This window comes from Cytobacillus depressus (assembly GCF_008923245.1).
Classification (GTDB): Bacteria; Bacillota; Bacilli; order Bacillales; family Cytobacillaceae; genus Cytobacillus; species Cytobacillus depressus.
Map to the genome: position 1 here is coordinate 555,377 of NZ_WBOS01000002.1, position 23,545 is coordinate 578,921.

Sequence of the window (23,545 nt, forward strand, 5' to 3'; positions counted from 1 at the left end):
GGAAGCTATTCCATTTGCATAAAAAAAATGGTTATGGTATAGTCTAAATGGAAATACTATTAATAACTCTCGTCAAAGAAGAGTGGGGCAACCCACTCTTTCGTGTTGTATACGTTATTTTTAGTTACAACTTTTATAAAAAACATTTGCAAATCACACTTTTGGAGCGAGTTTGTAAAAGGAGGGATACTATGAGCAAAGTGGCTGATACAGTTGGAAAATTAGTCACACCCATATTAGATGAGCTTAATTTAGAATTAGTTGACATTGAATACGTGAAGGAAGGAAGAGATTGGTTCCTCCGTGTATTTATTGATAAGGAAAATGGGATTGATATTGAGGAATGCGGTCTAGTTAGTGAGAAATTAAGTGACAAGCTGGACGAGGCAGATCCTATTCCTTATAACTATTTCTTAGAAGTTTCATCACCTGGAGCTGAGCGCCCTCTTAAAAATGACAAGGACTTTGAGAAAGCAGTTGGCAAAAATGTGTTTATCAAAACATATGAGCCTATTGATGGTGATAAAACTTTCGAAGGAATTCTAACTAAGTTTAATGGTCAAACGGTCACAGTTGAAATCACAATAAAAACAAGAAAGAAAAGTATTGATATTCCATATGAAAAAGTAGCTAATGCTCGTTTAGCTGTTGTTTTTTCATAGGTTTGCGCTTTTCATTAAAAAGGGGGAAAGATTCACATGAGCAGCGAATTATTGGATGCTCTTACATTACTTGAAAAGGAAAAAGGCATTTCACGTGATGTTATTATTGATGCCATTGAAGCCGCTCTAGTATCTGCCTATCGCAGAAACTTTAACCAAGCACAAAATGTTCGGATTGATTTAAATCTTGGCAACGGAACAATGAGAGTATTTGCACGAAAAGATGTGGTAGAAGAAGTTTTTGACCCAAGATTAGAAATTTCTATAGAAGATGCACAAAGAATTAATCCGAATTTTCAAGTAGAAGACATTGTCGAACTAGAAGTGACTCCAAAAGACTTTGGACGAATTGCCGCTCAAACAGCAAAACAGGTTGTTACTCAGCGTGTTCGTGAAGCTGAAAGAGGGATCATCTACACCGAATTTATCGACCGTGAAGAAGATATTATGACGGGAATTGTTCAGCGTCAAGATTCAAAGTTTATTTATGTGAGTCTCGGAAAAATTGAAGCGATTCTACCAACAAATGAACAAATGCCAAATGAGCAATATAAGGCGCATGACCGTATAAAGGTCTTCATAACAAAGGTCGAAAAGACAACTAAAGGACCACAAATCTTTGTTTCTAGAACTCATCCAGGACTGCTAAAAAGATTGTTTGAAATTGAAGTTCCAGAAATTTACGATGGCACAGTGGAAATTAAATCCGTTGCTCGGGAAGCGGGAGATCGATCGAAAATATCCGTACATTCAGATAATGAAGAAGTCGATCCAGTTGGTTCATGTGTCGGACCGAAAGGAACACGTGTCCAAGCGGTTGTAAATGAACTAAAAGGTGAAAAAATTGATATTGTAAAATGGTCTCCAGATCCAATTGTTTTCGTTGCTAATGCTTTAAGTCCTTCTAAAGTCCTTGATGTTATCGTAAACGAAAATGATAAAGCTACAACTGTTATCGTTCCGGATTATCAGCTATCTTTAGCAATTGGAAAGCGCGGACAAAATGCAAGATTAGCTGCAAAGCTAACAGGGTGGAAAATTGATATTAAATCCGAATCTGAAGCGAGAGAATCGGGAATATATCCACGAGAAGAAACATTATTAACTCACGATATAAACGATTTTGAAGATGACGAAAATCTTGATTTCCAAGATGATTTGGATTAATAGGGGTGAATGATTGTGAACAACCGTAAAAAAGTTCCTATGCGGAAGTGTATCGCAACCGGTGAAATGAAACCGAAAAAAGAACTCGTTCGCATCGTTCGCTCGAAGGAAGGGGAAGTATTGGTTGATCCGACAGGTAAAAAATCTGGCCGGGGTGCCTACCTTTCTAAAGATATTGAGGCTGTTTCATTAGCCAAAAAGAAAAATATATTAGCAAGCCATCTAGATGTTACAATAGATGATTCTATATATAATGAGCTTTTAGAGCTTATAGAGAAGGAGAAACGACTATCCAAATGAATTCAAATCAATGGATGTCATTGCTTGGCTTAGCGAATCGAGCACGGAAAATTACTTCGGGTGAAGAGCTTACTATCAAAGAAATTAGAAACGGTAAAGCGAAGCTCATATTGCTATCAGCAGACGCTTCTGTTAACACGACTAAAAAAGTAACTGATAAATGTAAATCCTATCAAATTCCATATAAGCTTGTTGAAAGCAGGGAAATCCTTGGTCAGGCTATAGGGAAAGACGCTAGGGTTGTTGTTGCTGTTTTAGATGATGGATTTGCAAAAAAACTGAAGTCGTTGCTCGATTAATACTAGCGGGGGTGAATGTATGAGTAAAATGCGCGTTTACGAATATGCAAAAAAACAAAATGTATCAAGTAAAGACGTTATTACAAAATTAAAAGAAATGAATATAGAGGTTTCCAATCATATGACAACTATCGAAGCTTCCGCCGTACAGAAATTGGACGGATTATACGGCAAGAAAGAAGAAAAACAGCCCCAAAAGCAGAATAAGCCGGCTGGACAATCACAGCAAAAAACGAATCAAGATCCTGTTAAACCTAAAGCTACGAAAAATGCTAATTCTGAGGATTTTGCTGGAAAAGAGAAAGTAAAACCTGCACCTAAGCAAGGTGAAGGAAAGAAGCACTCTCAAGAAAACCAGCAGAAAGATAACAAGGTGTTTAACAAGAATAAAAATAAAAACAATAACAATAACAGCAACAATAGAAATAGAAACAATCAAAAAGGAAAAAACAGTCACCAGGCGCAAGCCCCGCAAGCGGTTAAAAAAGTAAAGGAACTTCCAGCAAAAATTACTTTCAGCGATTCTTTAACAGTTGCAGAACTTGCGAAAAAACTGCATCGTGAACCTTCGGAAATCATTAAAAAGTTATTTATGCTTGGTGTAATGGCAACAATTAATCAAGTGTTAGATAAAGATGCCATTGAATTAATTGCTGGTGATTATGGAGTTGAAGTGGAAGAAGAAATCCAAATCGATGTGACTGATTTAGAAGTTTATTTCACGGATGATGAAGCGGCGGAATTAGATGAGCGTCCGGCAGTTGTAACGATCATGGGGCATGTTGACCACGGAAAAACAACAACTTTGGATTCGATTCGGAATACAAAAGTAACTGCTGGAGAAGCAGGCGGAATTACTCAGCATATTGGTGCGTATCAAGTAGAAGAAAACGGTAAGAAAATTACATTCTTAGATACTCCTGGACACGCAGCCTTTACGACAATGCGTGCCCGTGGAGCAAAAATTACGGATATTACAATTCTTGTCGTTGCTGCTGATGATGGTGTAATGCCACAAACGATTGAAGCAATCAACCATGCAAAAGCTGCGGAAGTACCGATTATTGTTGCTGTGAATAAAATGGATAAAGAGTCCGCAAACCCAGATCGTGTTATGCAGGAGCTAACGGAATATGGTTTAATTCCAGAAGCTTGGGGCGGCGATACAATTTTTGTTCCAATTTCAGCTATTAAAGGAGAAGGCATTGACAATCTTCTTGAAATGATTCTTCTTGTGAGTGAAGTAGAAGAATACAAGGCTAATCCTAATCGTAATGCCGTTGGGACAGTGATTGAGGCGCAATTAGATAAAGGCCGCGGGTCAGTTGCAACACTTCTAGTCCAAAACGGAACATTAAAAGTTGGTGACCCAATTGTTGTTGGAAATACATTTGGCCGTGTCCGTGCAATGGTCAATGATTTAGGACGCCGAGTGAAACATGCTGAACCATCAACACCTGTTGAAATTACTGGCCTTAATGATGTACCACAAGCTGGGGATCGCTTTGTCGTTCTATCTGATGAGAAGTCAGCTCGCCAAATCGGAGAGTCTCGTGCTCAGCAAGCTCTTCAAGCACAGCGCAGCGAAAAAACAAAAATCAGCTTAGATAATTTGTTTGAACATATGAAGCAAGGCGAAATGAAGGAGCTAAATGTTGTTGTAAAGGCAGATGTTCAAGGTACTGCAGAAGCACTTACAACAGCATTGCAAAAAATTGATGTTGAAGGTGTAAATGTTCGTATTCTTCACACTGGCGCTGGAGCTATTAATGAATCAGATATTACACTTGCTGCAGCATTTAATGCATTTGTTATCGGATTTAATGTACGCCCTGATAATAACGCAAAGCGTGCGGCAGATGCTGAAGGTGTAGATATTCGTCTGCATCGCGTTATTTACAAAGTAATTGAAGAAATCGAACTGGCTATGAAAGGTATGCTTGATCCTGAATTTGAAGAAAAAATTATCGGTCAGGCTGAAGTTCGTCAAACTTTCAAAGTATCCAAGGTTGGAACAATTGCTGGTTCTTATGTAACAGATGGAAAAATTACTCGAGATAGCGGTGTTCGCTTAATTCGTGATGGCATTGTTATTTTTGAAGGTGAAGTAGATGCCTTAAGACGTTTTAAAGATGATGCTAAAGAGGTAAGCCAAGGATATGAATGTGGTATTACTATTAAAAACTACAATGATGTTAAAGAAGGAGATGTAATTGAAGCCTTCGTTATGCAGGAAGTTGAGCGTAAATGATCATTGGGCTTGCAGCTTGTGAATGTATTATATACGACACGCATTCTTTAAAAGAAAAACGAGCTGTTTTGCAAAGAATTCTTACCAGGTTAAAGCAGAAATTTAATGTTTCTGTCTCAGAGGTAGAATATCAAGATGCATGGCAGAGGACAAAGATTGCTATCGTAGCAGTTTCTTCCTCACGTGTATCAACGGAGCAAGAATTACAAAATGCCCTTAAATTTATTGATTCGTTTCCAGAAATCGAACGGGCAATTACAGATGTAGAGTGGCTTTAATGAAGAGGTGAATGAAATGAGCCTTCGTGCAAATAAAGTTGGAGAACAAATGAAGAAAGAACTTGGTGACATCATCGGCCGAAAAATCAAAGACCCACGTGTTGGATTTGTAACAGTAACCGATGTTCAAGTGACCGGAGATCTTCAACAAGCAACTGTATTTATCTCTGTTCTAGGCGATGAAGAACAAAGAGAAAATACGTTAAAAGGTCTTGCGAAAGCGAAAGGATTTATTCGTTCAGAGATTGGACAGCGAATTCGCTTACGTAAGACTCCAGAAATCTTCTTTGAATTTGATGAATCTATTGATTATGGCAACCGTATTGAAACATTGCTTCATAAAATCCATGATGAAGAACGTTCAAAGGATAAAGAAGATTAATGAATTTATAGATGATGGATAGACACTTTGTCTATCCATTTTTTAAATAGGAGGATATTATGGAAGGGATATTGCCGTTATTAAAACCAAAAGGAATGACCTCTCATGATTGTGTATTTAAATTACGGAAAATCTTAAAAATGAAGAAAATTGGTCACACCGGTACACTTGATCCCGATGTAACAGGGGTTCTGCCTATTTGTCTAGGGAGAGCAACTAAGGTTGCGGAATATATTACTGATGCAGGAAAAGCGTATGAAGGAGAAGTAACGATAGGCTTTTCAACTGCGACTGAAGATTCGTCAGGGGAAATAGTAGAAGAGAAACAAGTAACAAGTACTTTTTCAAGAGATCAAATTTTAGATGTACTTGCAAGCTTAACGGGAGAGATTACACAAACCCCGCCTATGTATTCTGCTGTAAAAGTAAATGGAAAACGCCTTTATGAATATGCAAGGCAGGGCATTACTGTTGAAAGACCGTCAAGAAAGGTGATGATATATTCTATCGAACTCCTTGATGAACGGGACATATTTAGTGGGAGCTTGATTCGGTTTCGATTTCGGGTTTCATGCAGTAAAGGGACATATATTCGAACATTAGCAGTAATGATCGGGGAAAAGCTTGGCTACCCAGCTCATATGTCAGAGCTTGTTAGAATTCAATCAGCTGACTTCACCTTAGAGGATTGTTTGAAATTTGAAGAAATTGAAAAAAGGCTTCAAGACGGAAATCTTTTAGAGAAAATAAAACCACTAGAATCCGCGATTTCTCATTTGCCCAAATATACGATAAATGATACAGTAGCAGAGAAAGTAAAAAATGGTGCTGTCCTAAAGATTCCTGGCTATTTAACTAATGAAGATGGACCTATAGCCGTTGAAACTGAGAACGGTGTTGTCTTAGCTATTTATGCACAGCATCCAGAGAAGCCAGGATTAATGAAGCCAGTTAAGGTGCTTCGAAACGAAACATAAGGATCATTAGCTCGAAATAGAAAACAGGTGAACCATCATGGAAATAATTACAATTAGTTATCCGCATGATTTTACTAGTATGGAAAATCATCCATTAGCGATGGCATTAGGCTATTTTGACGGTGTTCATCTTGGCCATCAGGAAGTCATATCACAGGCAAAACGTATTGCGGAAGAGAACGGATATAAGAGTGCTGTTATGACCTTTGATCCTCATCCGTCAGTCGTATTAGGGAGAAGTGTCAAGCATGTTGAATACATTACGCCTCTCCGTGATAAAATTGCGTTAATTGAAAAACTTGGCATTGATTATTTGTTTATCGTTCAATTTACTCGTGAATTCGCAAACCTTTTGCCTCAAGAATTTGTCGATCAATATATCATTGATCTGAATGTTAAGCATGTTATTGCCGGATTTGATTATACTTATGGCAGGATGGGCAAAGGAAATATGGAAACACTTCCCTTTCATTCGAGAGAAAAATTTAATTTTACTGTCGTGCCCAAATTAGAATCAAATAATCAGAAAGTTAGTTCGACACTTATTCGTTCATTCATTCGGGAAGGTAAAATGGAAGAAATCCCACCTATCTTAGGCCGATACTATTCCACTACGGGTATGGTGATCCATGGTGACAAAAGAGGAAGAACAATAGGGTTTCCAACCGCAAATATTGGACTAGTAGATGAATACTTAATACCACCATCGGGTGTTTATTGCGTGCGTATTCTCGTACATAATAAGTGGTATGAAGGGGTATGTAACGTAGGCTATAAGCCAACATTTAATAAAGAAAAGTCGGAAAAACCATCCATTGAAGTTCATATTTTTGAATTTGAACAAGAAATATATGGGGAAAATGTATTGCTAGAATGGCATTTGCATTTAAGAAATGAGCAAAAATTCTCTGGGATTAGTGAACTCATTGCTCAAATTGAAAAAGATAAACAAAAAGCTCTCGTTTACTTTGAAAAAAACAGTGTTTAGCCTTGCATTTTGTCATAAAAAGTTGTATTCTTATTAACGTATCAAAAGAACCTTTGCTTGGCAAGTCGAGTCACCGACGCTTGCTCGGTAACAGGGGATTATTTTAGGAGGTGAAACGGATGGCAATCACTAAAGAACGTAAAAATGAACTAATCAACGAGTTTAAAACTCATGAGAATGATACTGGTTCTCCAGAAGTTCAAATCGCTGTCCTTACAGAGGAAATTAACACATTAAATGATCATTTACGTACTCATAAGAAAGACCACCACTCTCGTCGCGGGCTTTTGAAAATGGTAGGTAAACGTCGTAACCTGTTAACTTACCTACGTAACAAAGATGTTCAACGTTACCGTGAGTTAATCAACAAATTAGGTTTACGTCGATAATTTTAGAAAAGCGGGGATTTTTCCCGCTTTTTTATTAGTCAAAAAAGAACACATGTTTACATACATAAATGCTCCATTTTAACATGTAATAAAACTGTACATACTATTAATACGCATAATTCATACTACAAATGCATTCATGCTTTCGATAAATTTAGGTTTAGGGTTAAGCTCTAAAGTCAATTCGCTAAACCTCTAATGTGAAAAGGTAGAGAGGGGTTACAAAATATGGGACAAGACAAACATATTTATTCTATAGATTGGGCTGGCCGCAAACTAACAGTTGAAATTGGCCAGTTAGCTAAACAAGCAAATGGTGCTGTGTTAGTCCGCTATGGAGATACGGCAGTTTTAAGTACTGCAACGGCGTCAAAAGAACCAAAAAACTTAGATTTCTTTCCACTGACAGTTAATTATGAGGAAAGATTATATGCTGTTGGGAAAATTCCTGGGGGATTTATTAAAAGAGAAGGCCGCCCAAGTGAGAAAGCAATTTTAGCTAGCCGCTTAATTGATCGCCCGATTCGCCCATTATTTGCTGAAGGCTTCCGTAATGAAGTACAAGTAGTCAGCATGGTTATGAGTGTGGATCAAGATTGTTCAACAGAAATGGCAGCTATGTTTGGCTCATCATTAGCATTAAGTGTATCAGATATCCCTTTTGGAGGACCAATTGCTGGTGTTAGTGTTGGGCGGATTGATGGTGCGTTTATTATTAATCCAACAGTTGCTCAAGCAGAAAAAAGTGATATTCATCTCGTTGTAGCTGGAACAAAGGATGCTATTAATATGGTTGAAGCTGGAGCATATGAAGTGCCAGAAGAAACGATGTTAGAAGCAATCATGTTCGGGCATGAGGAAATCCAACGTTTAATTGCTTTCCAAGAAGAGATTGTTGCTGAAATTGGCAAAGAAAAGCTTGAAGTCGCTTTATTTGAATTAGATAAAGAATTAGAAGCAGAAGTTCGGGCTCTTTGTGAACAAGAAATGATTGCTGCTATACAAGTTCAGGAAAAACATGCTCGTGAAAATGCAATCAAGGCTGTTAAGAATGATGTTGTGGCAAAATTTGAAGAAAAAGAAGTCAATGAAGCCGATCTTAAACAAGTAAAATTAATACTTGATAAAATTGTTAAAGGTGAAGTGCGTAGACTTATTACTGAAGAGAAGGTTCGTCCTGATGGCCGCGGATTAGATGTCATTCGCCCATTATCTTCAGAAGTAAGCATACTGCCTAGAACACATGGTTCCGGTCTTTTCACACGTGGACAGACACAAGCATTAAGTGTATGTACTTTAGGCGCTCTAGGCGATGTGCAAATTCTAGATGGTTTAGGAATAGAAGAAGAAAAACGCTTTATGCATCATTATAACTTCCCGAACTTTAGCGTAGGGGAAACTGGTCCGATGAGAGGCCCTGGCCGACGTGAAATTGGTCATGGTGCATTAGGAGAACGTGCATTAGAGCCTGTTATTCCATCCGAAAAAGACTTTCCATATACTGTTCGCCTCGTATCTGAAGTGTTAGAGTCTAATGGATCAACTTCACAGGCAAGTATTTGTGCAAGTACACTTGCTATGATGGATGCAGGTGTGCCAATCAAAGCTCCTGTTGCAGGAATTGCCATGGGGTTAATTCAATCAGGTGAACATTACTCCATTTTAACAGATATCCAAGGAATGGAAGACCATCTAGGAGATATGGACTTCAAAGTAGCTGGTACGGCTAAAGGTGTTACAGCTTTACAAATGGATATTAAAATTGAAGGGCTTTCCCGTGACATTTTAGAAGAAGCACTTCAGCAGGCAAAAGTAGGCCGTATGCAAATTTTAGATTCGATGCTAAGCACAATCACTCAACCAAGAGAAGAGCTTTCTAAATACGCTCCAAAAATCTTAACATTAAAGATCAATCCAGATAAAATTCGCGATGTTATTGGACCAAGCGGAAAACAAATCAATAAAATTATTGAAGAAACTGGCGTAAAAATTGACATCGAGCAAGATGGAATAGTGTTCATTTCGTCAACAGATGAAGAAATGAATCAAAAAGCTAAGAAAATTATTGAAGACATCGTTCGCGAAGTGGAAGTTGGACAAATGTATCTTGGCAAAGTAAAACGTATTGAGAAATTCGGTGCATTTGTCGAAATTTTTAACGGTAAAGATGGACTTGTACACATTTCTGAACTAGCAGAAGAGCGTGTTGGCAAAGTAGAAGATGTTGTATCGATTGGGGACGAATTACTCGTTAAAGTAACCGAAATTGATAAACAAGGCCGTGTTAATTTATCACGTAAAGCGGTTCTTCGTGAACAGCGCGAGCAGAATGAAAAAGCGCAGCAATAAAGTGAAACTTCATTCAGTGGGGTGTCTTTCTCCACTGAATGTTAGTTGAACTAATCGGGCCTTTACGGGCAGTTGATCTCCCACCTAAACTTCTCTGATTCAGCTTAAGTTTTGAGGTGGGAGTCTTACTGCCCGTTAATCTGCGATAAACGATTAGTCAGGGGGAATCCCTCCCTGACTTTTTTCATATACATACAAGTTTAAAGGCGTTCTACCTTGTCCTCCTTAAACATATTGTTTAAGGAAGGAGGCATGGGAAATGAAAAAAATGATTCATTTTAGTTTGATTTTTATTTTAGCTTTTCTTTTTGTCAATAATCCTTTAACTAACGAATATGTTTCGGGGCTAAAGTCTGAATATATACCTGTTACAAACCAAAAGGATCCTTTATTTAAAGAAATTGCTTCTAGGGCAGTAGATTATTATATCCCTCCACAGGACGCAAAGATTGACCGAGTATGGAAAGCCATCCCTGGACTAAATGGATTACAAGTAGATATAAAAGCATCATATAAAAAAATGCATGATGAAGGCGAATTTAAAGAAGAAAAACTCATCTTTGAACAAGTCGAGCCTAAAATCCAATTAAGGAATTTGCCTCCATCTCCGGTTTATAAAGGTCATCCGGAAAAACAGATGGTCAGTTTCATTATAAATGTCGCTTGGGGCAATGAATATTTGCCTGATATGCTTGCTACGCTAAAAAAACATAACGTATCGGCAAGTTTCTTCGTCGAAGGAAGATGGGCACAGAATAATCCAGAATTAGCAAAAATGATTGAGTCGGCTGGACATGAAATCGGCAACCATTCATATACTCATCCAAATATGGGAACAATATCTTCTAGTAAAATAAGAGAAGAAATTCGAAAAACAAATGAAGTGATTAAAGCAATTACAGATAAGCCAGTTCAATGGTTTGGTCCGCCGAGCGGAAGTTATCGGGACGAAACAGTACAAATTGCCGCGGAGGAAAAGCTAGGTACCGTCATGTGGACAGTAGACACTGTAGATTGGAAAAAGCCATCCCCTGAGCAATTACTAAATCGAGTTTTGAGTAAAGTGCATAATGGTGCCCTTATTTTAATGCACCCGACTGATCCGACAGCTAAATCACTTGACCAGTTAATCATTCAGCTAAAGCAAAAAAATCTTCAGATTGGTACCGTTTCCGAACTTTTAAGTTCAGAAAGGACTATTGCTCATTCTATTGGAGAAGGCAATAACAACTAAATCATCGCAGCTGTGCAAGAGGAACAGGAGGAATTCATTTGATTAAGAAGTATACATGTCAAAATGGTGTAAGAGTCGTATTAGAAAATATTCCCCACGTTCGTTCCGTAGCCTTAGGGGTTTGGATTGGAACTGGTTCAAGAAATGAGAACTTAAAGAATAATGGGATTTCACATTTTTTAGAGCATATGTTTTTTAAAGGCACGAAAACACGATCTGCCCGAGAAATTGCTGAATCATTCGATAGTATTGGCGGGCAGGTGAATGCCTTTACATCAAAAGAATATACATGCTATTATGCTAAAGTTTTAGATACTCATGCAGATTTTGCGCTTGAAGTTCTAGCTGATATGTTTTTTAATTCTACATTTGTCGAAGAAGAATTAAATAAAGAAAAAAATGTTGTTTATGAAGAAATAAAAATGTATGAAGACACACCTGATGATATCGTTCATGATTTACTTAGTAAGGCGATATATGAAAATCATCCATTAGGCTATCCAATTTTAGGATCAGAAGAAACACTTGATACTTTTAATGGTGATACATTAAGAGAATATGTTCACGATATGTATACTCCTGAAAAGGTAGTCATTTCAATTGCTGGGAATATATCAGATACATTTATTAGTGAGGTAGAAAAATATTTCGGATCATACGAAGGCGGAAAACATGAAGGTGCTGAACAAAAGCCTTTATTCCATGCTAATCGAAATGTTCGTAAGAAGGATACTGAGCAGGCTCATTTATGTATTGGTTTTGAAGGACTTCAAGTTGGCCATCCAGATATGTACAATTTAATTGTTCTTAACAATATCCTTGGAGGCAGCATGAGCAGCCGTCTTTTCCAAGATGTAAGAGAGCAAAAGGGATTAGCTTATTCTGTCTTTTCCTATCATTCAGCATACGAAGATTCAGGGATTGTTACACTCTATGGCGGAACAGGCGCAAACCAGTTAAATCTCTTGTTTGATACGATGCAAGAAACATTAAATAAACTAAAACATGATGGAATTACAGAAAAAGAACTAACGAATAGTAAAGAGCAACTAAAAGGAAGTCTTATGCTTAGCCTGGAAAGCACAAATAGCCGAATGAGCAGAAATGGCAAAAATGAACTTTTATTGAAACGTCACCGCTCTTTAGATGAAATTCTTGATCAAATTGATTCTGTATCTAAACAAGCTGTTGATGACATAGCTAATTCTATTTTTTCTGACAACTACTCAATTTCATTAATTAGTCCGGATGGGGAGCTCCCAAAAAACATCTAGTATTTGATATAACAGTCTGCTTATAGCAGGCTGTTTTTTTTATCCGGCCTTCAGTAGTCTAAATTCCCCCTTTCATTGATAAATTATAATGAGAGGGGGAAAGGAAATGAGGCTGAGTGAACTGAGCGGTAAAGAAATTGTTGATGTGAAAAAGGCTGAAAGATTAGGTGTTCTCGGTCAAACAGATTTAGAAATTAATGAGAAAAGTGGACAAATACAAGCATTGGTTATTCCATCATTAAAATGGTTTGGGTTGAAAAGGCAAGGAGATGAAATAAGAGTTCCTTGGAGTCATATTAAAAAAATTGGATCTGATATGATTATTCTCGATATGCCTGATGAGGAAAATACAAATTAGTAAATATAAATGGATTGGCGCAGCCAATCTATTTTTTTTTGCTTGGGTGGAAAACTCACCTATTTAAACTAACATACATAGGATGTTGAAGTAGTGAAATAAAACAATACCTGTACACTCTTTAGAAGAAGGTGAGGGTTTCATGCTAACAGATATACAAATCGCTGTTATAGGCGGTGATGCAAGGCAACTAGAAATTATCCGAAGATTAACAGAGCTAGATGCCAAACTTTCCTTAATCGGATTTGAACAACTAGATCATGCTTTTTCTGGAGCCGTTAAAGAAAAAATCGATGAAGTCGAGTTTGCAAATAAAGATGTGATTCTTTTACCTGTACCCGGAACGGGACTTGACGGCCAGATTGAAACGATATTTTCAAATGAAAAGGTGTTTTTGCGGAAAGAAATGCTTTTAGAAACACCATCGCATTGTACGATTTTTTCAGGTATTAGTAATGCATATTTAGATAGTATTACAAAACAAACCAATCGACGCCTCGTCAATTTATTTGAACGTGATGATGTCGCTATTTATAACTCCATTCCGACTGTGGAAGGAACCATAATGATGGCCATTCAGCATACGGATATTACCATTCATGGATCAAATATTATGGTGCTAGGTCTTGGCAGGACGGGAATGAGCGTTGCAAGAACTTTTGATGCACTAGGCGCTAATGTGAAAGTTGGAGCAAGAAAGAGTGAACATATTGCAAGAGTTACAGAAATGGGTTTAAAACCTTTTCACTTAAAAGATTTAGAAGATGAAGTAAAAGATATAGATATTTGTATTAATACGATCCCCTATTTAATTGTTACAGCTTCTGTCATTGCCAAAATGCCTGTTCATACACTTATTATCGATTTAGCCTCTAAGCCTGGAGGAACTGACTTTAGGTACGCAGAGAAAAGAGGAGTGAAGGCATTACTTGCCCCTGGCCTCCCTGGAATTGTCGCTCCTAAGACAGCTGGGAAAATATTAGCTAGCGTTCTTTCCGAGCTAATCAAAGAAGATATGAATAACCGAAAGGGGTTTAGATAAAATGAGTTTAAAAGGAAAGCGTATCGGTTTTGGATTAACAGGATCTCATTGTACGTACGATGCGGTGTTCCCGGAAATAGAGAGACTTGTAAATGAAGGAGCTGAAGTGCTGCCCGTCGTTACATTTACAGTAAAAAGCACAGAAACAAGATTTGGAAAAGGTGAGGATTGGGTTCAAAGAATTGAAGATTTAACAGGAAATAAAGTTATTGATTCCATTGTGAAGGCAGAGCCGCTTGGACCAAAAATCCCATTAGATTGTATGGTCATTGCGCCATTAACAGGTAATTCAATGAGTAAATTTGCAAATGCCATGACAGATTCTCCAGTTTTAATGGCGGCTAAAGCTACATTGAGAAATCAAAAGCCTGTAGTCCTTGGTATTTCAACTAATGATGCACTAGGGTTAAACGGAGTAAATTTAATGAGACTAATGGCAACGAAGAATATTTACTTTATTCCATTTGGTCAGGATGACCCAGTGAAAAAGCCAAATTCCATGGTAGCTAGGATGTCTACCTTAACAGATACAATTGAGGCTGCAATAAATGGGAGACAATTCCAACCGGTTCTTGTTGAAAGATTCAAGGATGAAAACTAAAGTGAGGCCCCTAGGTTCCGGGGTCCCCTATTTTTCTAGCAAATGTTTATCACTTTAAAGAATGAATATGTTAAAATGAATGGTATTATAAGAAAATTCATTTTGTTTCTTAATTCATCTTTTGCTAGAAATTTTTATTTTTGAGAGGGGACATATCAAATGGAACAGAACAAAGGATTTCATGTAGCAGTTTTAGGCGCAACAGGAGCAGTAGGGCAACAAATGATTGAAACGCTTGGGGAAAAGAACTTTCCAATTGAAAAGTTGACTTTACTCTCATCAGCACGTTCAGCAGGGAAAAAGGTTCACTTTAAAGGTGAAGAATTAGTTGTTCAAGAAGCAACGCCTGATAGCTTTGCAGGGGTAGATATCGCTTTATTCAGTGCGGGTGGCGGCGTATCAAAGGAAATGGCAACACACGCAGTTTCGCATGGAGCGGTAGTAGTTGATAATACGAGTGCATTTCGAATGGATGAAAATGTACCACTCATCGTTCCAGAAGTAAATGAAGAAGATATGCATAAGCATCAAGGGATTATTGCAAATCCAAATTGCTCAACCATTCAAATGGTCGTGTCTCTTGAGCCAATCCGACAAAAATATGGTTTAAATAAAGTAATTGTTTCGACATATCAGGCCGTATCTGGTTCAGGTGCAGCTGCAGTCGAAGAGCTCAACGAACAAACGAAAGCAATAATGAATAATGAACCATATGAACCGGCAATTTTACCAGTAAAAAGTGACAAAAAACATTATCAAATTGCCTTTAATGCCATTCCGCAAATTGATAAATTCACTGAAAACGGCTTTACATTTGAAGAAATGAAAATGATTAATGAAACAAAAAAGATTATGAATCATCCTGATCTTCAAGTAGCAGCAACATGTGTGCGTTTACCAGTAGCAACAGGCCACTCCGAATCTGTTTACTTTGAAATAGGGGAAGATTTCGTCAGCGCAGAGGAAATTAAAGAGTTACTAAAAAATGCTCCGGGAGTTGTTTTGCAAGATGATCCGGAGAATCAAATCTATCCAATGCCTGCTGATTGTGTAGGTAAGAGCGATGTATTCGTTGGGCGTATTCGTAAAGATTTAGATAATCCGAAAGGTTTTCATATGTGGGTCGTTTCCGATAACCTTCTTAAAGGAGCAGCATGGAATTCTGTGCAAATTGCAGAAAGCTTAATTAATCTTGGTTTAGTAAAGTAAAAAGGACTTTATATTATTTCTTTTCTTACAATAAGAGCATAGCCAAGCCATACTAATATATTTCGCATTGAACATTATAATATTTTAACCTTATCGTTACACGAAGTTGTAAAGCATAATTCCGGTATAACATTAGAGCTAGACATTTAATAGCTCTTTACGTTATACCTCTTCATTTTGCCGCAATTGGCTTGAGCTCATTACAATGAAGAGTTTTATCGAGGTGTAACTATGAAAATAATTGTTCAGAAATATGGGGGTACATCGGTTCGAAATGCCGAATCGAGAGCTTTTGCCTTAAAGCATATTAAAAAAGCGCGGGCTGAAGGATTTAAGTTAGTTATAGTTGTTTCTGCAATGGGGCGAAAGGGCGATCCATACGCGACCGACACACTCCTTTCTCTCGTTGAACCAGAAAACTTGATGATTAATAAAAGGGAAAGTGATTTATTACTCTCATGCGGAGAAATCATCTCGAGTATTGTTTTTACAAATATGCTGTTAGAGAATGGGATAAAGTCAACCGCTTTAACCGGTGCTCAAGCAGGATTTCTCACAAATAATGAGCATACAAATGCAAAAATCATTGATATGAAATGTGAAAGGTTACTTAAAGAGCTAGAGGTTCAGGATGTTGTTGTTGTTGCGGGATTTCAAGGCGTTGCCAAAAATGGCGACATCACAACAATCGGAAGAGGGGGGAGTGACACATCCGCTTCGGCCCTAGGTGCGGCTTTAAATGCTGAATGGATCGAAATCTTTACCGATGTTGAAGGAATTATGACAGCAGACCCCTCTATTGCAGAAAATGCCCGTCCCCTGCCGATTGTTACTTATACAGAAGTGTGCAATATGGCGTATCAAGGAGCAAAGGTCATCCATCCTCGAGCAGTTGAAATTGCCATGCAGGCAAAGATTCCTATCCGAATACGTTCAACTTATACTGACGGTCTAGGTACCCTTGTGACAGCGATAAACAAGGAACGGCTAGGAATAGATTTTAGGGAACGAATTGTTACAGGCATTGCACATCTCTCTAAAATTACCCAAATAAAAGTTCAGGCTAAAAAGGATCAATATGATTTGCAGGCTGAAGTTTTTAAAGCAATGGCTAATGAGGGGATTAGTGTAGATTTTATTAACATTTATCCGAATGGTGTAAACTATACAGTATCGGAAGAGATGACAAAAAAGGCGATACAAATTTTAGAAGATTTAGGCCATTCTCCGAAAGTAGAAAAGGATTGTGCAAAGGTTTCCGTTGTGGGGGCAGGTATGCAAGGTGTGCCTGGGGTAGCATCAAAAATTGTTACTGCATTATCTGAGCAGGAGATTAGAATTTTGCAATCGGCGGATAGCCACACCACTATTTGGGTACTAGTCAAACAACAAGATTTAACTAAAGCGGTAAATGCTTTGCATGATGCCTTTCAGTTAGAAAAGGATTATGCTTTAACGAAGAATAAGGATATGTGGAAAATAAAGGGAGTGTAATGATGATTCAATTAGGCCGGGTTTCAACAGCGATGGTGACTCCATTTGATAAAAAGGGGCATATTGACTTTTCAAAAACTACTCATCTTATTAATCATTTAATCAGTAATGGTACGGATTCTTTAGTTATAGCAGGAACAACTGGTGAGTCACCTACATTATCAAAAGAAGAAAAGATTGCTCTATTTAAACATGCCGTAAAAATAGCAGACAAAAGGATCCCAGTCATTGCGGGCACTGGCAGCAATAACACCTATGAATCAATTGAATTAACGAAAAAGGCTGAGCAAGCGGGTGTCGATGGGATTATGGTTGTCGCCCCTTATTATAATAAACCGAATCAGGAAGGACTCTATCAACATTTTAAAGCAATTGCCGAAAGTACTGACCTTCCCGTCATGGTTTATAATGTTCCAGGCAGAACAGCTGTAAATATTGCCCCAGACACGATTATTCGCCTTTCTGAAATTCCAAATATTTTTGCAGTAAAGGAAGCAAGCGGTGACTTAAATGCAATGGCGAAAATTATTGCAGGGACGGATGAATCTTTCCAGTTATACAGTGGGGATGATAGCTTAACTATCCCAGTAATGGCAATTGGAGGGAACGGAATAGTATCTGTTGCCGCTCATGTAATCGGGAATGAGATGCAGGAAATGATTCAAGCCTTCATGCATGGCGAAATTGAAAAGGCTGCAAAGCTTCATCAAACACTCCTTCCAATTATGGAAGGGCTATTCGCCGCACCAAGCCCTGTACCGGTAAAAACTGCCTTGCAGTTAATCGGCCTAGACATTGGTTCCGTCAGATTACCGTTAGTTCCTTTAACAGAACAGGAAAGAAGTAAACTTTCCGGCTTATTTAAATAAAGTAATATCAAGCCAATCAGATAAGCCTGATTGGCTTTTCTTCTTGTCAGTGTTTTCTTTCTTCAAGTATAATATTGGTAACTGATCTTAGGTCGGGTTAACTAAAAGTGGGAGGATTTTTAAATTGAACATAAGAAAGAATGAGAGCATCAAGATAATTGCACTGGGAGGGGTTGGCGAGTTCGGCAAAAATATGTACCTCGTAGAAGTAGATGGAGATATATTTGTACTAGACTCAGGACTAATGATACCGGAAAATGAAATGTTCGGAATTGATATAGTGATCCCTGATTTTACATACTTAATTCAAAATAAAGAAAGGGTCAAAGGAATCTTTTTATCACACGGTCACGAGGATCATATCGGTGCTATCTCTTACATTTTAAGAGAAATGAATGTTCCCGTATATGGTACGAAATTAACTTTGGCGCTCGCCAAAGCAAAAATGAAGGAACAGGATTATAAAGGGCCGACAAATTTTGTTGAAATCCAATCCAGTGAAATAGTAAATTTTGATTCTGCGGACGTATCTTTTTTTCATACAACCCATAGCATTCCGGATAGTATTGGAATTTGTATCCATACTTCAGAAGGGAGCATTGTTTATACAGGGGATTTTAAATTTGATCAGGCCGCATCCTCCTTTTACAAACCAGAAATAGGGAAAATGGCAAGGATTGGTGAAGAGGGAGTTCTCTGTTTACTTTCTGATAGTACCGAGGCAGATAAACCTGGATACACCCAATCAGAAGCAAAAGTTGTTAGCCAAGTGACAAATGCTTTTTATAATGCTCCAGGCAGAATTATTGCCGCATCCTTTGCCACGGATTTAATTAGAATCCAACATATTTTTGATGCTGCATTTGAGAGCGGAAGAAAGGTGGCAGTTGTGGGAAGGGCTTCACAATCTGCATTTGAAATCGCTCTTCAGCTTGGATATTTGGCTGTACCTGAAGATTTACTTATCCCTCTTGCTGAAATAAGTCAATATTCAAATGATGAAATTGTGATATTAACAACTGGATCGCAAGGGGAACCAGTCGAAGTTTTACAAAAAATGGCCAAACAAACACATAAACAGATAAATATCCAAAAAGGGGATACAGTACTGCTTGCCGCTACTCCTTTAAGAGGGAGCGAAGTCATCATCTTTAAAACGATAGACATGCTTTACCGAGCAGGGGCAACGGTTATTTCAGGAAAAGGGGCTTTTAATACTTCAAGTCACGGAAGTCAAGAAGAATTGAAATTTATGATTAATCTTATTAATCCAAAATTCTTTATCCCTGTTCACGGTGAGTTTCGCATGTTGAAAGCACACGCAAAAGTGGCAAAAGAATGTGGGATGAGCGATGAACATATTTACATTCCGGAAAAAGGGGAAGTTATCGAAATAAAAGATAGTCGAATTCGCCCAGCTGGCCGAATTCCTTCAGGCAATATTCTCATTGATGGAAGTGGCATAGGTGATGTTGGAAACATCGTATTAAGAGACAGAAGGCTACTCTCCCAAGATGGCATATTACTCGTCGTTGTTACATTAAACAAGAAGGAAAAGAAAATTTCCGCTGGACCTGAAATAATATCGAGAGGCTTTGTTTATGTAAGAGAATCAGAAGAGCTGCTCGTGGAAGCAACAAAAATAGTCCGTGACATCGTAGAAAAAAGTATTTCAAAAGAAACCTTCGATTGGTTAGGAATAAAACAAGATATGCGCGATGAATTGAATCAATACTTATTTGAAAAGACAAAGCGCAGACCAATGATCCTTCCTATCATTATGGAAGTATAATTAAAATGGCATAGCTTTTTAGCTATGCTATTTTTTATCCTTTCTTCTTCTTTTGCTAATCATGAACCTTGAATGAAATTACTCCCAAAGACCATACTATTCTCATATGGTTTTACCGCACATGAAAATGGGCATGAAGGGGGATTATTTAATGAACAATGATTTGAGGAAAAATAGCTATGAAAATGAAGAGCAAGCTCCGCCAAAAGAAGATCAGCCATCAGGTATTATAGAAAAAATCCAGCAGCTCGGACAAACAAATGTCCCGCAGCTTTCCCAAGATTCGAAAATTCACTGTTTAACAATCGTTGGACAAATCGAGGGGCATCTGCAGCTTCCTCCGCAAAATAAAACAACAAAGTACGAACACTTAATTCCGCAAATTGTCGCAATAGAGCAAAATTCTAAAATCGAAGGATTATTAGTCATTTTAAATACTGTGGGTGGTGACGTTGAAGCGGGTCTTGCGATTTCTGAAATGCTTGCATCTTTATCAAAGCCGACTGTTTCAATCGTTCTTGGCGGTGGACATTCTATTGGAGTTCCAATCGCTGTGTCGTGTAATTATTCGTTTATTGCCGAAACGGCTACAATGACGATTCATCCAATCAGGTTGACCGGACTTGTTATAGGTGTGCCGCAAACCTTTGAATATTTAGACAAAATGCAAGAAAGGGTTATTAATTTTGTCACAAAGAATTCAAATATTTCGGAAGAATACTTTAAAGAGCTAATGTTTGCAAAAGGGAATTTAACGAGAGATATCGGCACAAATGTAGTAGGAAAAGATGCAGTGGAGAGCGGTCTGATTGATAGTGTCGGAGGAATTGGCCCAGCTATGAAGAAGCTAAATGAACTAATTGAAGTAAATAAAAACAAGAATGAAGGAATGGTTCAATGATCCTTTATACGATGATGCCCCAGGAGCTCATATACGAAACAGATGCAAGTGATTTCGAAAAACAGAAAATAGTAACTTATGATGGAATTCCCTTGCTTGTGAGTATGGATCAAGGACAATCAGGCACAGTGATTCGAATTTTGAGCAGTGACCCTGCACATTTCATGAATGAAGCATGTTTTCCTGGTGCAAAAATTACATTATCATAACAGTGTTTTCAAGCAATGTGCTATAATGGAATTAACTTTAGGGCAGCCAAAATATGGCTGCTTTCTTCTTTAAGAACAAATTTTTGTGAATGTTATATTCTCAACACATTTGTTTAAGTGATAATTATGTAGAGAAAAATAAGGTGATAGTTATGGCCAAAAAAAAGCGTCGACAGACGAGAAAAAAAGAAAATATGAAAAGAACGATTCAGTTTGAATTAATTGCACTTGCCATTTTGGCTTTTGCCGCCATAGGAATGGCGAATCTTGGAGCCGTTGGAAAAGCTACCGTATTTTTCTTCCGCTTTTTTATGGGAGAATGGTATATGCTGAGCTTAATTGGCTTAATTATTTTTGCTGTTTATTTAATGTGGAAAAGGAGTATACCGTTTTTCCTGAATCCAAAATTAATTGGCATTTATTTAATCGTAAGTTCGCTTGTCCTATTAAGCCATATGACACTTTTTCAGCTATTATCAAATGGCGGGAAGTTTCAAGACCCGAGTGTTATTGCTAACACATGGGAGTTATTTTGGATGGAAGTGAATGGGGAAACGAGTACAACAGATTTAGGCGGTGGTATGATTGGAGCCGTTTTATTTGCCCTATTTTATTATTTATTTGATGAAGCGGGTACGAAAATAATCGCCTTTGTACTCATCATTATTGGTTTTATCTTATTAACCGGGAAAACCTTTGGTGAGGCAGTCGGTAAACTGTTAGTTGGTATTGGGAACTTTTCGAAAAAGCAATGGAACGGTTTTCAAAATGATATGACAGAATGGAAAGAGTCTAAAAGAGAGAAAAAAGCAAAAAGGGAAGAAAGAAGAGAGGAAATAAATCAAGCTAATGAACAAGCAGTGGAGCCGACTATTAAAATTAATAGTGCAAGTGAGCAACCGGGGGAGCCGCCACTGCCAGAACCGATTATTTCAAGCTTTGTTGAGCGAGCCAATTACGAGCAAACTAAAAATGTAGAAGAGGACAGCATAAAAAGTTCTACAAAAAAACAAGACAGTGATTTGGAACCGCCTATATCATTTGCCGAAGTTGAAAACATGGATTACGAACTTCCTCCAATGAGTCTTTTAAAGCTTCCACGGCAAACCGATCAAAGCGGGGAATATGAGTTAATCCACGCAAATGCTGCAAAATTGGAAAGGACCTTTCAAAGCTTTGGTGTAAAAGCGAGAGTCACTCAAGTTCATTTAGGTCCAGCGGTAACAAAATATGAGGTTCATCCGGATGTAGGGGTAAAAGTAAGTAAAATTGTCAGTTTGCATGATGACTTAGCTTTAGCACTTGCGGCCAAAGATATTCGGATTGAAGCCCCGATTCCTGGGAAGTCAGCAATCGGCATTGAAGTCCCTAATTCAGAAGTTGCAATGGTCTCTCTAAGAGAAGTAATCGAAGCAAAACAATATGAAAATCAAGACGCAAAGCTATTAATCGGTCTTGGTCGTGATATTACTGGAGAATCGGTTCTTGCTGAATTGAATAAAATGCCTCACCTTTTAGTTGCTGGTGCAACCGGAAGCGGAAAAAGTGTGTGTATCAATGGGATAATTACAAGTATATTAATGCGGGCGAAGCCTCATGAAGTAAAATTAATGATGATAGACCCGAAAATGGTTGAATTGAATGTTTATAATGGAGTTCCTCACTTACTAGCTCCCGTCGTAACAGATGCGAAGAAGGCATCACAGGCTCTTAAAAAAGTAGTCAATGAAATGGAAAGACGTTATGAGCTATTTTCACATACAGGTACAAGGAATATAGAAGGATATAATGATTATGTGAAAAAACATAATGCAGAAGAAGATGGTCAGCAGCCTCTGCTACCTTATATCGTCGTCATTGTGGACGAGCTGGCAGATTTAATGATGGTTGCTTCTTCCGATGTTGAGGATGCTATTACCCGACTCGCACAAATGGCCCGTGCAGCTGGAATCCATTTAATTATCGCTACACAGCGCCCGTCTGTTGATGTTATCACGGGTGTCATCAAGGCGAATATACCTTCTAGAATTGCCTTTGCCGTGTCATCTGCTACCGACTCAAGAACGATTTTAGATATGGGAGGAGCCGATAAGTTATTGGGTAGGGGAGATATGCTCTTTCTTCCAGTAGGGGCCTCAAAGCCTGTCCGGATCCAAGGTGCATTTTTATCAGATGAAGAGGTAGAAGATATTGTCAATTTTGTGATTGAACAGCAAAAAGCACAGTATCAAGAAGAAATGATTCCAGATGATCTCCCAGAAACTACCGGAGAAGTGGCCGATGACCTCTATGATGATGCAGTTGAATTGATTTTAGAAATGCAAACAGCTTCAGTTTCTATGCTTCAGCGGAGATTTAGAATTGGATATACGAGGGCAGCTCGATTGATAGATGAAATGGAAGCTAGAGGGATCGTTGGCCCATATGAAGGAAGTAAGCCAAGGGTGGTTTTATTAGGTAAACCATCTGAGGAAGCTAGCTCATAGACCTTTTTCTGAAAGACTCGTTTTGCTAAAACGA

General features: G+C 38.1%; 23 protein-coding genes. All 23 read left to right on the forward strand.

What is annotated here, in order from left to right; genetic code table 11:
- The first annotated feature begins 191 nt into the window (after positions 1-191).
- The 23 genes from rimP to F7731_RS08140 all read left to right on the forward strand — a co-directional run bounded on the left by rimP (position 192) and on the right by F7731_RS08140 (position 23,511).
- A complete protein-coding gene (gene rimP, locus F7731_RS08030) occupies positions 192-662 on the forward strand; it encodes a ribosome maturation factor RimP (RefSeq protein WP_151534242.1) in 471 nt (156 codons plus the stop codon).
- Between the two features lie 36 nt (positions 663-698).
- Positions 699-1,829 carry a transcription termination factor NusA gene (gene nusA, locus F7731_RS08035; RefSeq protein ID WP_151534243.1) on the forward strand — a complete coding sequence of 377 codons (1,131 nt, stop codon included), beginning with the start codon at positions 699-701 and terminating at the stop codon, positions 1,827-1,829.
- 15 nt (positions 1,830-1,844) lie between these two features.
- A complete protein-coding gene (gene rnpM / locus F7731_RS08040) occupies positions 1,845-2,129 on the forward strand; it encodes an RNase P modulator RnpM (RefSeq protein ID WP_151534244.1) in 285 nt (94 codons plus the stop codon).
- On the forward strand, positions 2,126-2,428 hold the full coding sequence (locus F7731_RS08045; RefSeq protein WP_151534245.1) for a YlxQ family RNA-binding protein: 303 nt from the start codon (positions 2,126-2,128) through the stop codon (positions 2,426-2,428). The genes rnpM and F7731_RS08045 overlap by 4 nt, the downstream gene beginning before the upstream one ends.
- A gap of 19 nt (positions 2,429-2,447) precedes the next feature.
- On the forward strand, positions 2,448-4,679 hold the full coding sequence (gene infB / locus F7731_RS08050) for a translation initiation factor IF-2 (RefSeq protein WP_151534246.1): 2,232 nt from the start codon (positions 2,448-2,450) through the stop codon (positions 4,677-4,679).
- The gene (locus F7731_RS08055) at positions 4,676-4,957 is read left to right on the forward strand and encodes a DUF503 domain-containing protein (RefSeq protein WP_151534247.1); all 282 of its coding nucleotides are present in this window, start codon (positions 4,676-4,678) and stop codon (positions 4,955-4,957) included. The genes infB and F7731_RS08055 overlap by 4 nt, the downstream gene beginning before the upstream one ends.
- Before the next feature lie 16 nt (positions 4,958-4,973).
- A complete protein-coding gene (gene rbfA / locus F7731_RS08060) occupies positions 4,974-5,339 on the forward strand; it encodes a 30S ribosome-binding factor RbfA (RefSeq protein WP_151534248.1) in 366 nt (121 codons plus the stop codon).
- 59 nt (positions 5,340-5,398) lie between these two features.
- Complete coding sequence (truB, locus tag F7731_RS08065; RefSeq protein ID WP_151534249.1) at positions 5,399-6,316, forward strand: tRNA pseudouridine(55) synthase TruB; 918 nt, start codon at positions 5,399-5,401, stop codon at positions 6,314-6,316.
- A 37-nt stretch (positions 6,317-6,353) separates the two neighbouring features.
- Positions 6,354-7,304 (forward strand): bifunctional riboflavin kinase/FAD synthetase, encoded by a 951-nt coding sequence (gene ribF, locus F7731_RS08070; protein ID WP_151534250.1) that lies wholly within the window; start codon positions 6,354-6,356, stop codon positions 7,302-7,304.
- Positions 7,305-7,423: 119 nt separating this feature from the next.
- Positions 7,424-7,693 (forward strand): 30S ribosomal protein S15, encoded by a 270-nt coding sequence (rpsO, locus tag F7731_RS08075; protein WP_151534251.1) that lies wholly within the window; start codon positions 7,424-7,426, stop codon positions 7,691-7,693.
- Positions 7,694-7,921: 228 nt separating this feature from the next.
- On the forward strand, positions 7,922-10,042 hold the full coding sequence (gene pnp, locus F7731_RS08080) for a polyribonucleotide nucleotidyltransferase (RefSeq protein WP_151534252.1): 2,121 nt from the start codon (positions 7,922-7,924) through the stop codon (positions 10,040-10,042).
- A gap of 259 nt (positions 10,043-10,301) precedes the next feature.
- A complete protein-coding gene (locus F7731_RS08085) occupies positions 10,302-11,276 on the forward strand; it encodes a polysaccharide deacetylase family protein (RefSeq protein ID WP_151534253.1) in 975 nt (324 codons plus the stop codon).
- A 38-nt stretch (positions 11,277-11,314) separates the two neighbouring features.
- Positions 11,315-12,550 (forward strand): M16 family metallopeptidase, encoded by a 1,236-nt coding sequence (locus F7731_RS08090; RefSeq protein ID WP_151534254.1) that lies wholly within the window; start codon positions 11,315-11,317, stop codon positions 12,548-12,550.
- A 106-nt stretch (positions 12,551-12,656) separates the two neighbouring features.
- Positions 12,657-12,908, forward strand: coding sequence for a YlmC/YmxH family sporulation protein (locus F7731_RS08095; protein WP_151534255.1), 252 nt, complete (start codon positions 12,657-12,659; stop codon positions 12,906-12,908).
- Positions 12,909-13,050: 142 nt separating this feature from the next.
- Positions 13,051-13,950 (forward strand): dipicolinic acid synthetase subunit A, encoded by a 900-nt coding sequence (dpaA, locus tag F7731_RS08100; RefSeq protein ID WP_151534256.1) that lies wholly within the window; start codon positions 13,051-13,053, stop codon positions 13,948-13,950.
- Position 13,951: 1 nt separating this feature from the next.
- Positions 13,952-14,551, forward strand: a complete 600-nt coding sequence (gene dpaB, locus F7731_RS08105) for a dipicolinate synthase subunit B (RefSeq protein ID WP_151534257.1) — start codon at positions 13,952-13,954, stop codon at positions 14,549-14,551.
- A gap of 159 nt (positions 14,552-14,710) precedes the next feature.
- Positions 14,711-15,760: an aspartate-semialdehyde dehydrogenase gene (asd, locus tag F7731_RS08110; RefSeq protein ID WP_151534258.1), complete on the forward strand. Its 1,050-nt coding sequence runs from the start codon at positions 14,711-14,713 to the stop codon at positions 15,758-15,760.
- Positions 15,761-15,991: 231 nt separating this feature from the next.
- Positions 15,992-17,254 (forward strand): aspartate kinase, encoded by a 1,263-nt coding sequence (gene dapG, locus F7731_RS08115; protein WP_151534259.1) that lies wholly within the window; start codon positions 15,992-15,994, stop codon positions 17,252-17,254.
- 2 nt (positions 17,255-17,256) lie between these two features.
- Positions 17,257-18,123, forward strand: a complete 867-nt coding sequence (dapA, locus tag F7731_RS08120; protein WP_151534260.1) for a 4-hydroxy-tetrahydrodipicolinate synthase — start codon at positions 17,257-17,259, stop codon at positions 18,121-18,123.
- Between the two features lie 124 nt (positions 18,124-18,247).
- Positions 18,248-19,915, forward strand: a complete 1,668-nt coding sequence (locus F7731_RS08125) for a ribonuclease J (RefSeq protein ID WP_151534261.1) — start codon at positions 18,248-18,250, stop codon at positions 19,913-19,915.
- A gap of 151 nt (positions 19,916-20,066) precedes the next feature.
- Positions 20,067-20,816: a ClpP family protease gene (locus F7731_RS08130; RefSeq protein ID WP_151534262.1), complete on the forward strand. Its 750-nt coding sequence runs from the start codon at positions 20,067-20,069 to the stop codon at positions 20,814-20,816.
- On the forward strand, positions 20,813-21,025 hold the full coding sequence (locus F7731_RS08135) for a YlzJ-like family protein (RefSeq protein WP_151534263.1): 213 nt from the start codon (positions 20,813-20,815) through the stop codon (positions 21,023-21,025). Before F7731_RS08130 ends, F7731_RS08135 begins: the two co-directional genes overlap by 4 nt.
- A gap of 152 nt (positions 21,026-21,177) precedes the next feature.
- Positions 21,178-23,511: a DNA translocase FtsK gene (locus F7731_RS08140; protein WP_151534264.1), complete on the forward strand. Its 2,334-nt coding sequence runs from the start codon at positions 21,178-21,180 to the stop codon at positions 23,509-23,511.
- The last annotated feature ends 34 nt before the right edge of the window (positions 23,512-23,545 follow it).

What these genes read in the sequence shown, in the direction of transcription:
- nusA (WP_151534243.1), top strand. Translation starts at nt 699, where the DNA reads ATGAGCAGCGAATTATTGGATGCTCTTACATTACTTGAAAAGGAAAAA.
- asd (WP_151534258.1), top strand. Translation starts at nt 14,711, where the DNA reads ATGGAACAGAACAAAGGATTTCATGTAGCAGTTTTAGGCGCAACAGGA.
- F7731_RS08095 (WP_151534255.1), top strand. Translation starts at nt 12,657, where the DNA reads ATGAGGCTGAGTGAACTGAGCGGTAAAGAAATTGTTGATGTGAAAAAG.
- rbfA (WP_151534248.1), top strand. Translation starts at nt 4,974, where the DNA reads ATGAGCCTTCGTGCAAATAAAGTTGGAGAACAAATGAAGAAAGAACTT.
- truB (WP_151534249.1), top strand. Translation starts at nt 5,399, where the DNA reads ATGGAAGGGATATTGCCGTTATTAAAACCAAAAGGAATGACCTCTCAT.
- F7731_RS08085 (WP_151534253.1), top strand. Translation starts at nt 10,302, where the DNA reads ATGAAAAAAATGATTCATTTTAGTTTGATTTTTATTTTAGCTTTTCTT.
- dpaB (WP_151534257.1), top strand. Translation starts at nt 13,952, where the DNA reads ATGAGTTTAAAAGGAAAGCGTATCGGTTTTGGATTAACAGGATCTCAT.
- F7731_RS08055 (WP_151534247.1), top strand. Translation starts at nt 4,676, where the DNA reads ATGATCATTGGGCTTGCAGCTTGTGAATGTATTATATACGACACGCAT.
- F7731_RS08045 (WP_151534245.1), top strand. Translation starts at nt 2,126, where the DNA reads ATGAATTCAAATCAATGGATGTCATTGCTTGGCTTAGCGAATCGAGCA.
- F7731_RS08130 (WP_151534262.1), top strand. Translation starts at nt 20,067, where the DNA reads ATGAACAATGATTTGAGGAAAAATAGCTATGAAAATGAAGAGCAAGCT.
- pnp (WP_151534252.1), top strand. Translation starts at nt 7,922, where the DNA reads ATGGGACAAGACAAACATATTTATTCTATAGATTGGGCTGGCCGCAAA.
- dapG (WP_151534259.1), top strand. Translation starts at nt 15,992, where the DNA reads ATGAAAATAATTGTTCAGAAATATGGGGGTACATCGGTTCGAAATGCC.
- ribF (WP_151534250.1), top strand. Translation starts at nt 6,354, where the DNA reads ATGGAAATAATTACAATTAGTTATCCGCATGATTTTACTAGTATGGAA.
- F7731_RS08140 (WP_151534264.1), top strand. Translation starts at nt 21,178, where the DNA reads ATGGCCAAAAAAAAGCGTCGACAGACGAGAAAAAAAGAAAATATGAAA.
- rimP (WP_151534242.1), top strand. Translation starts at nt 192, where the DNA reads ATGAGCAAAGTGGCTGATACAGTTGGAAAATTAGTCACACCCATATTA.
- F7731_RS08135 (WP_151534263.1), top strand. Translation starts at nt 20,813, where the DNA reads ATGATCCTTTATACGATGATGCCCCAGGAGCTCATATACGAAACAGAT.
- rpsO (WP_151534251.1), top strand. Translation starts at nt 7,424, where the DNA reads ATGGCAATCACTAAAGAACGTAAAAATGAACTAATCAACGAGTTTAAA.
- dpaA (WP_151534256.1), top strand. Translation starts at nt 13,051, where the DNA reads ATGCTAACAGATATACAAATCGCTGTTATAGGCGGTGATGCAAGGCAA.
- infB (WP_151534246.1), top strand. Translation starts at nt 2,448, where the DNA reads ATGAGTAAAATGCGCGTTTACGAATATGCAAAAAAACAAAATGTATCA.
- dapA (WP_151534260.1), top strand. Translation starts at nt 17,257, where the DNA reads ATGATTCAATTAGGCCGGGTTTCAACAGCGATGGTGACTCCATTTGAT.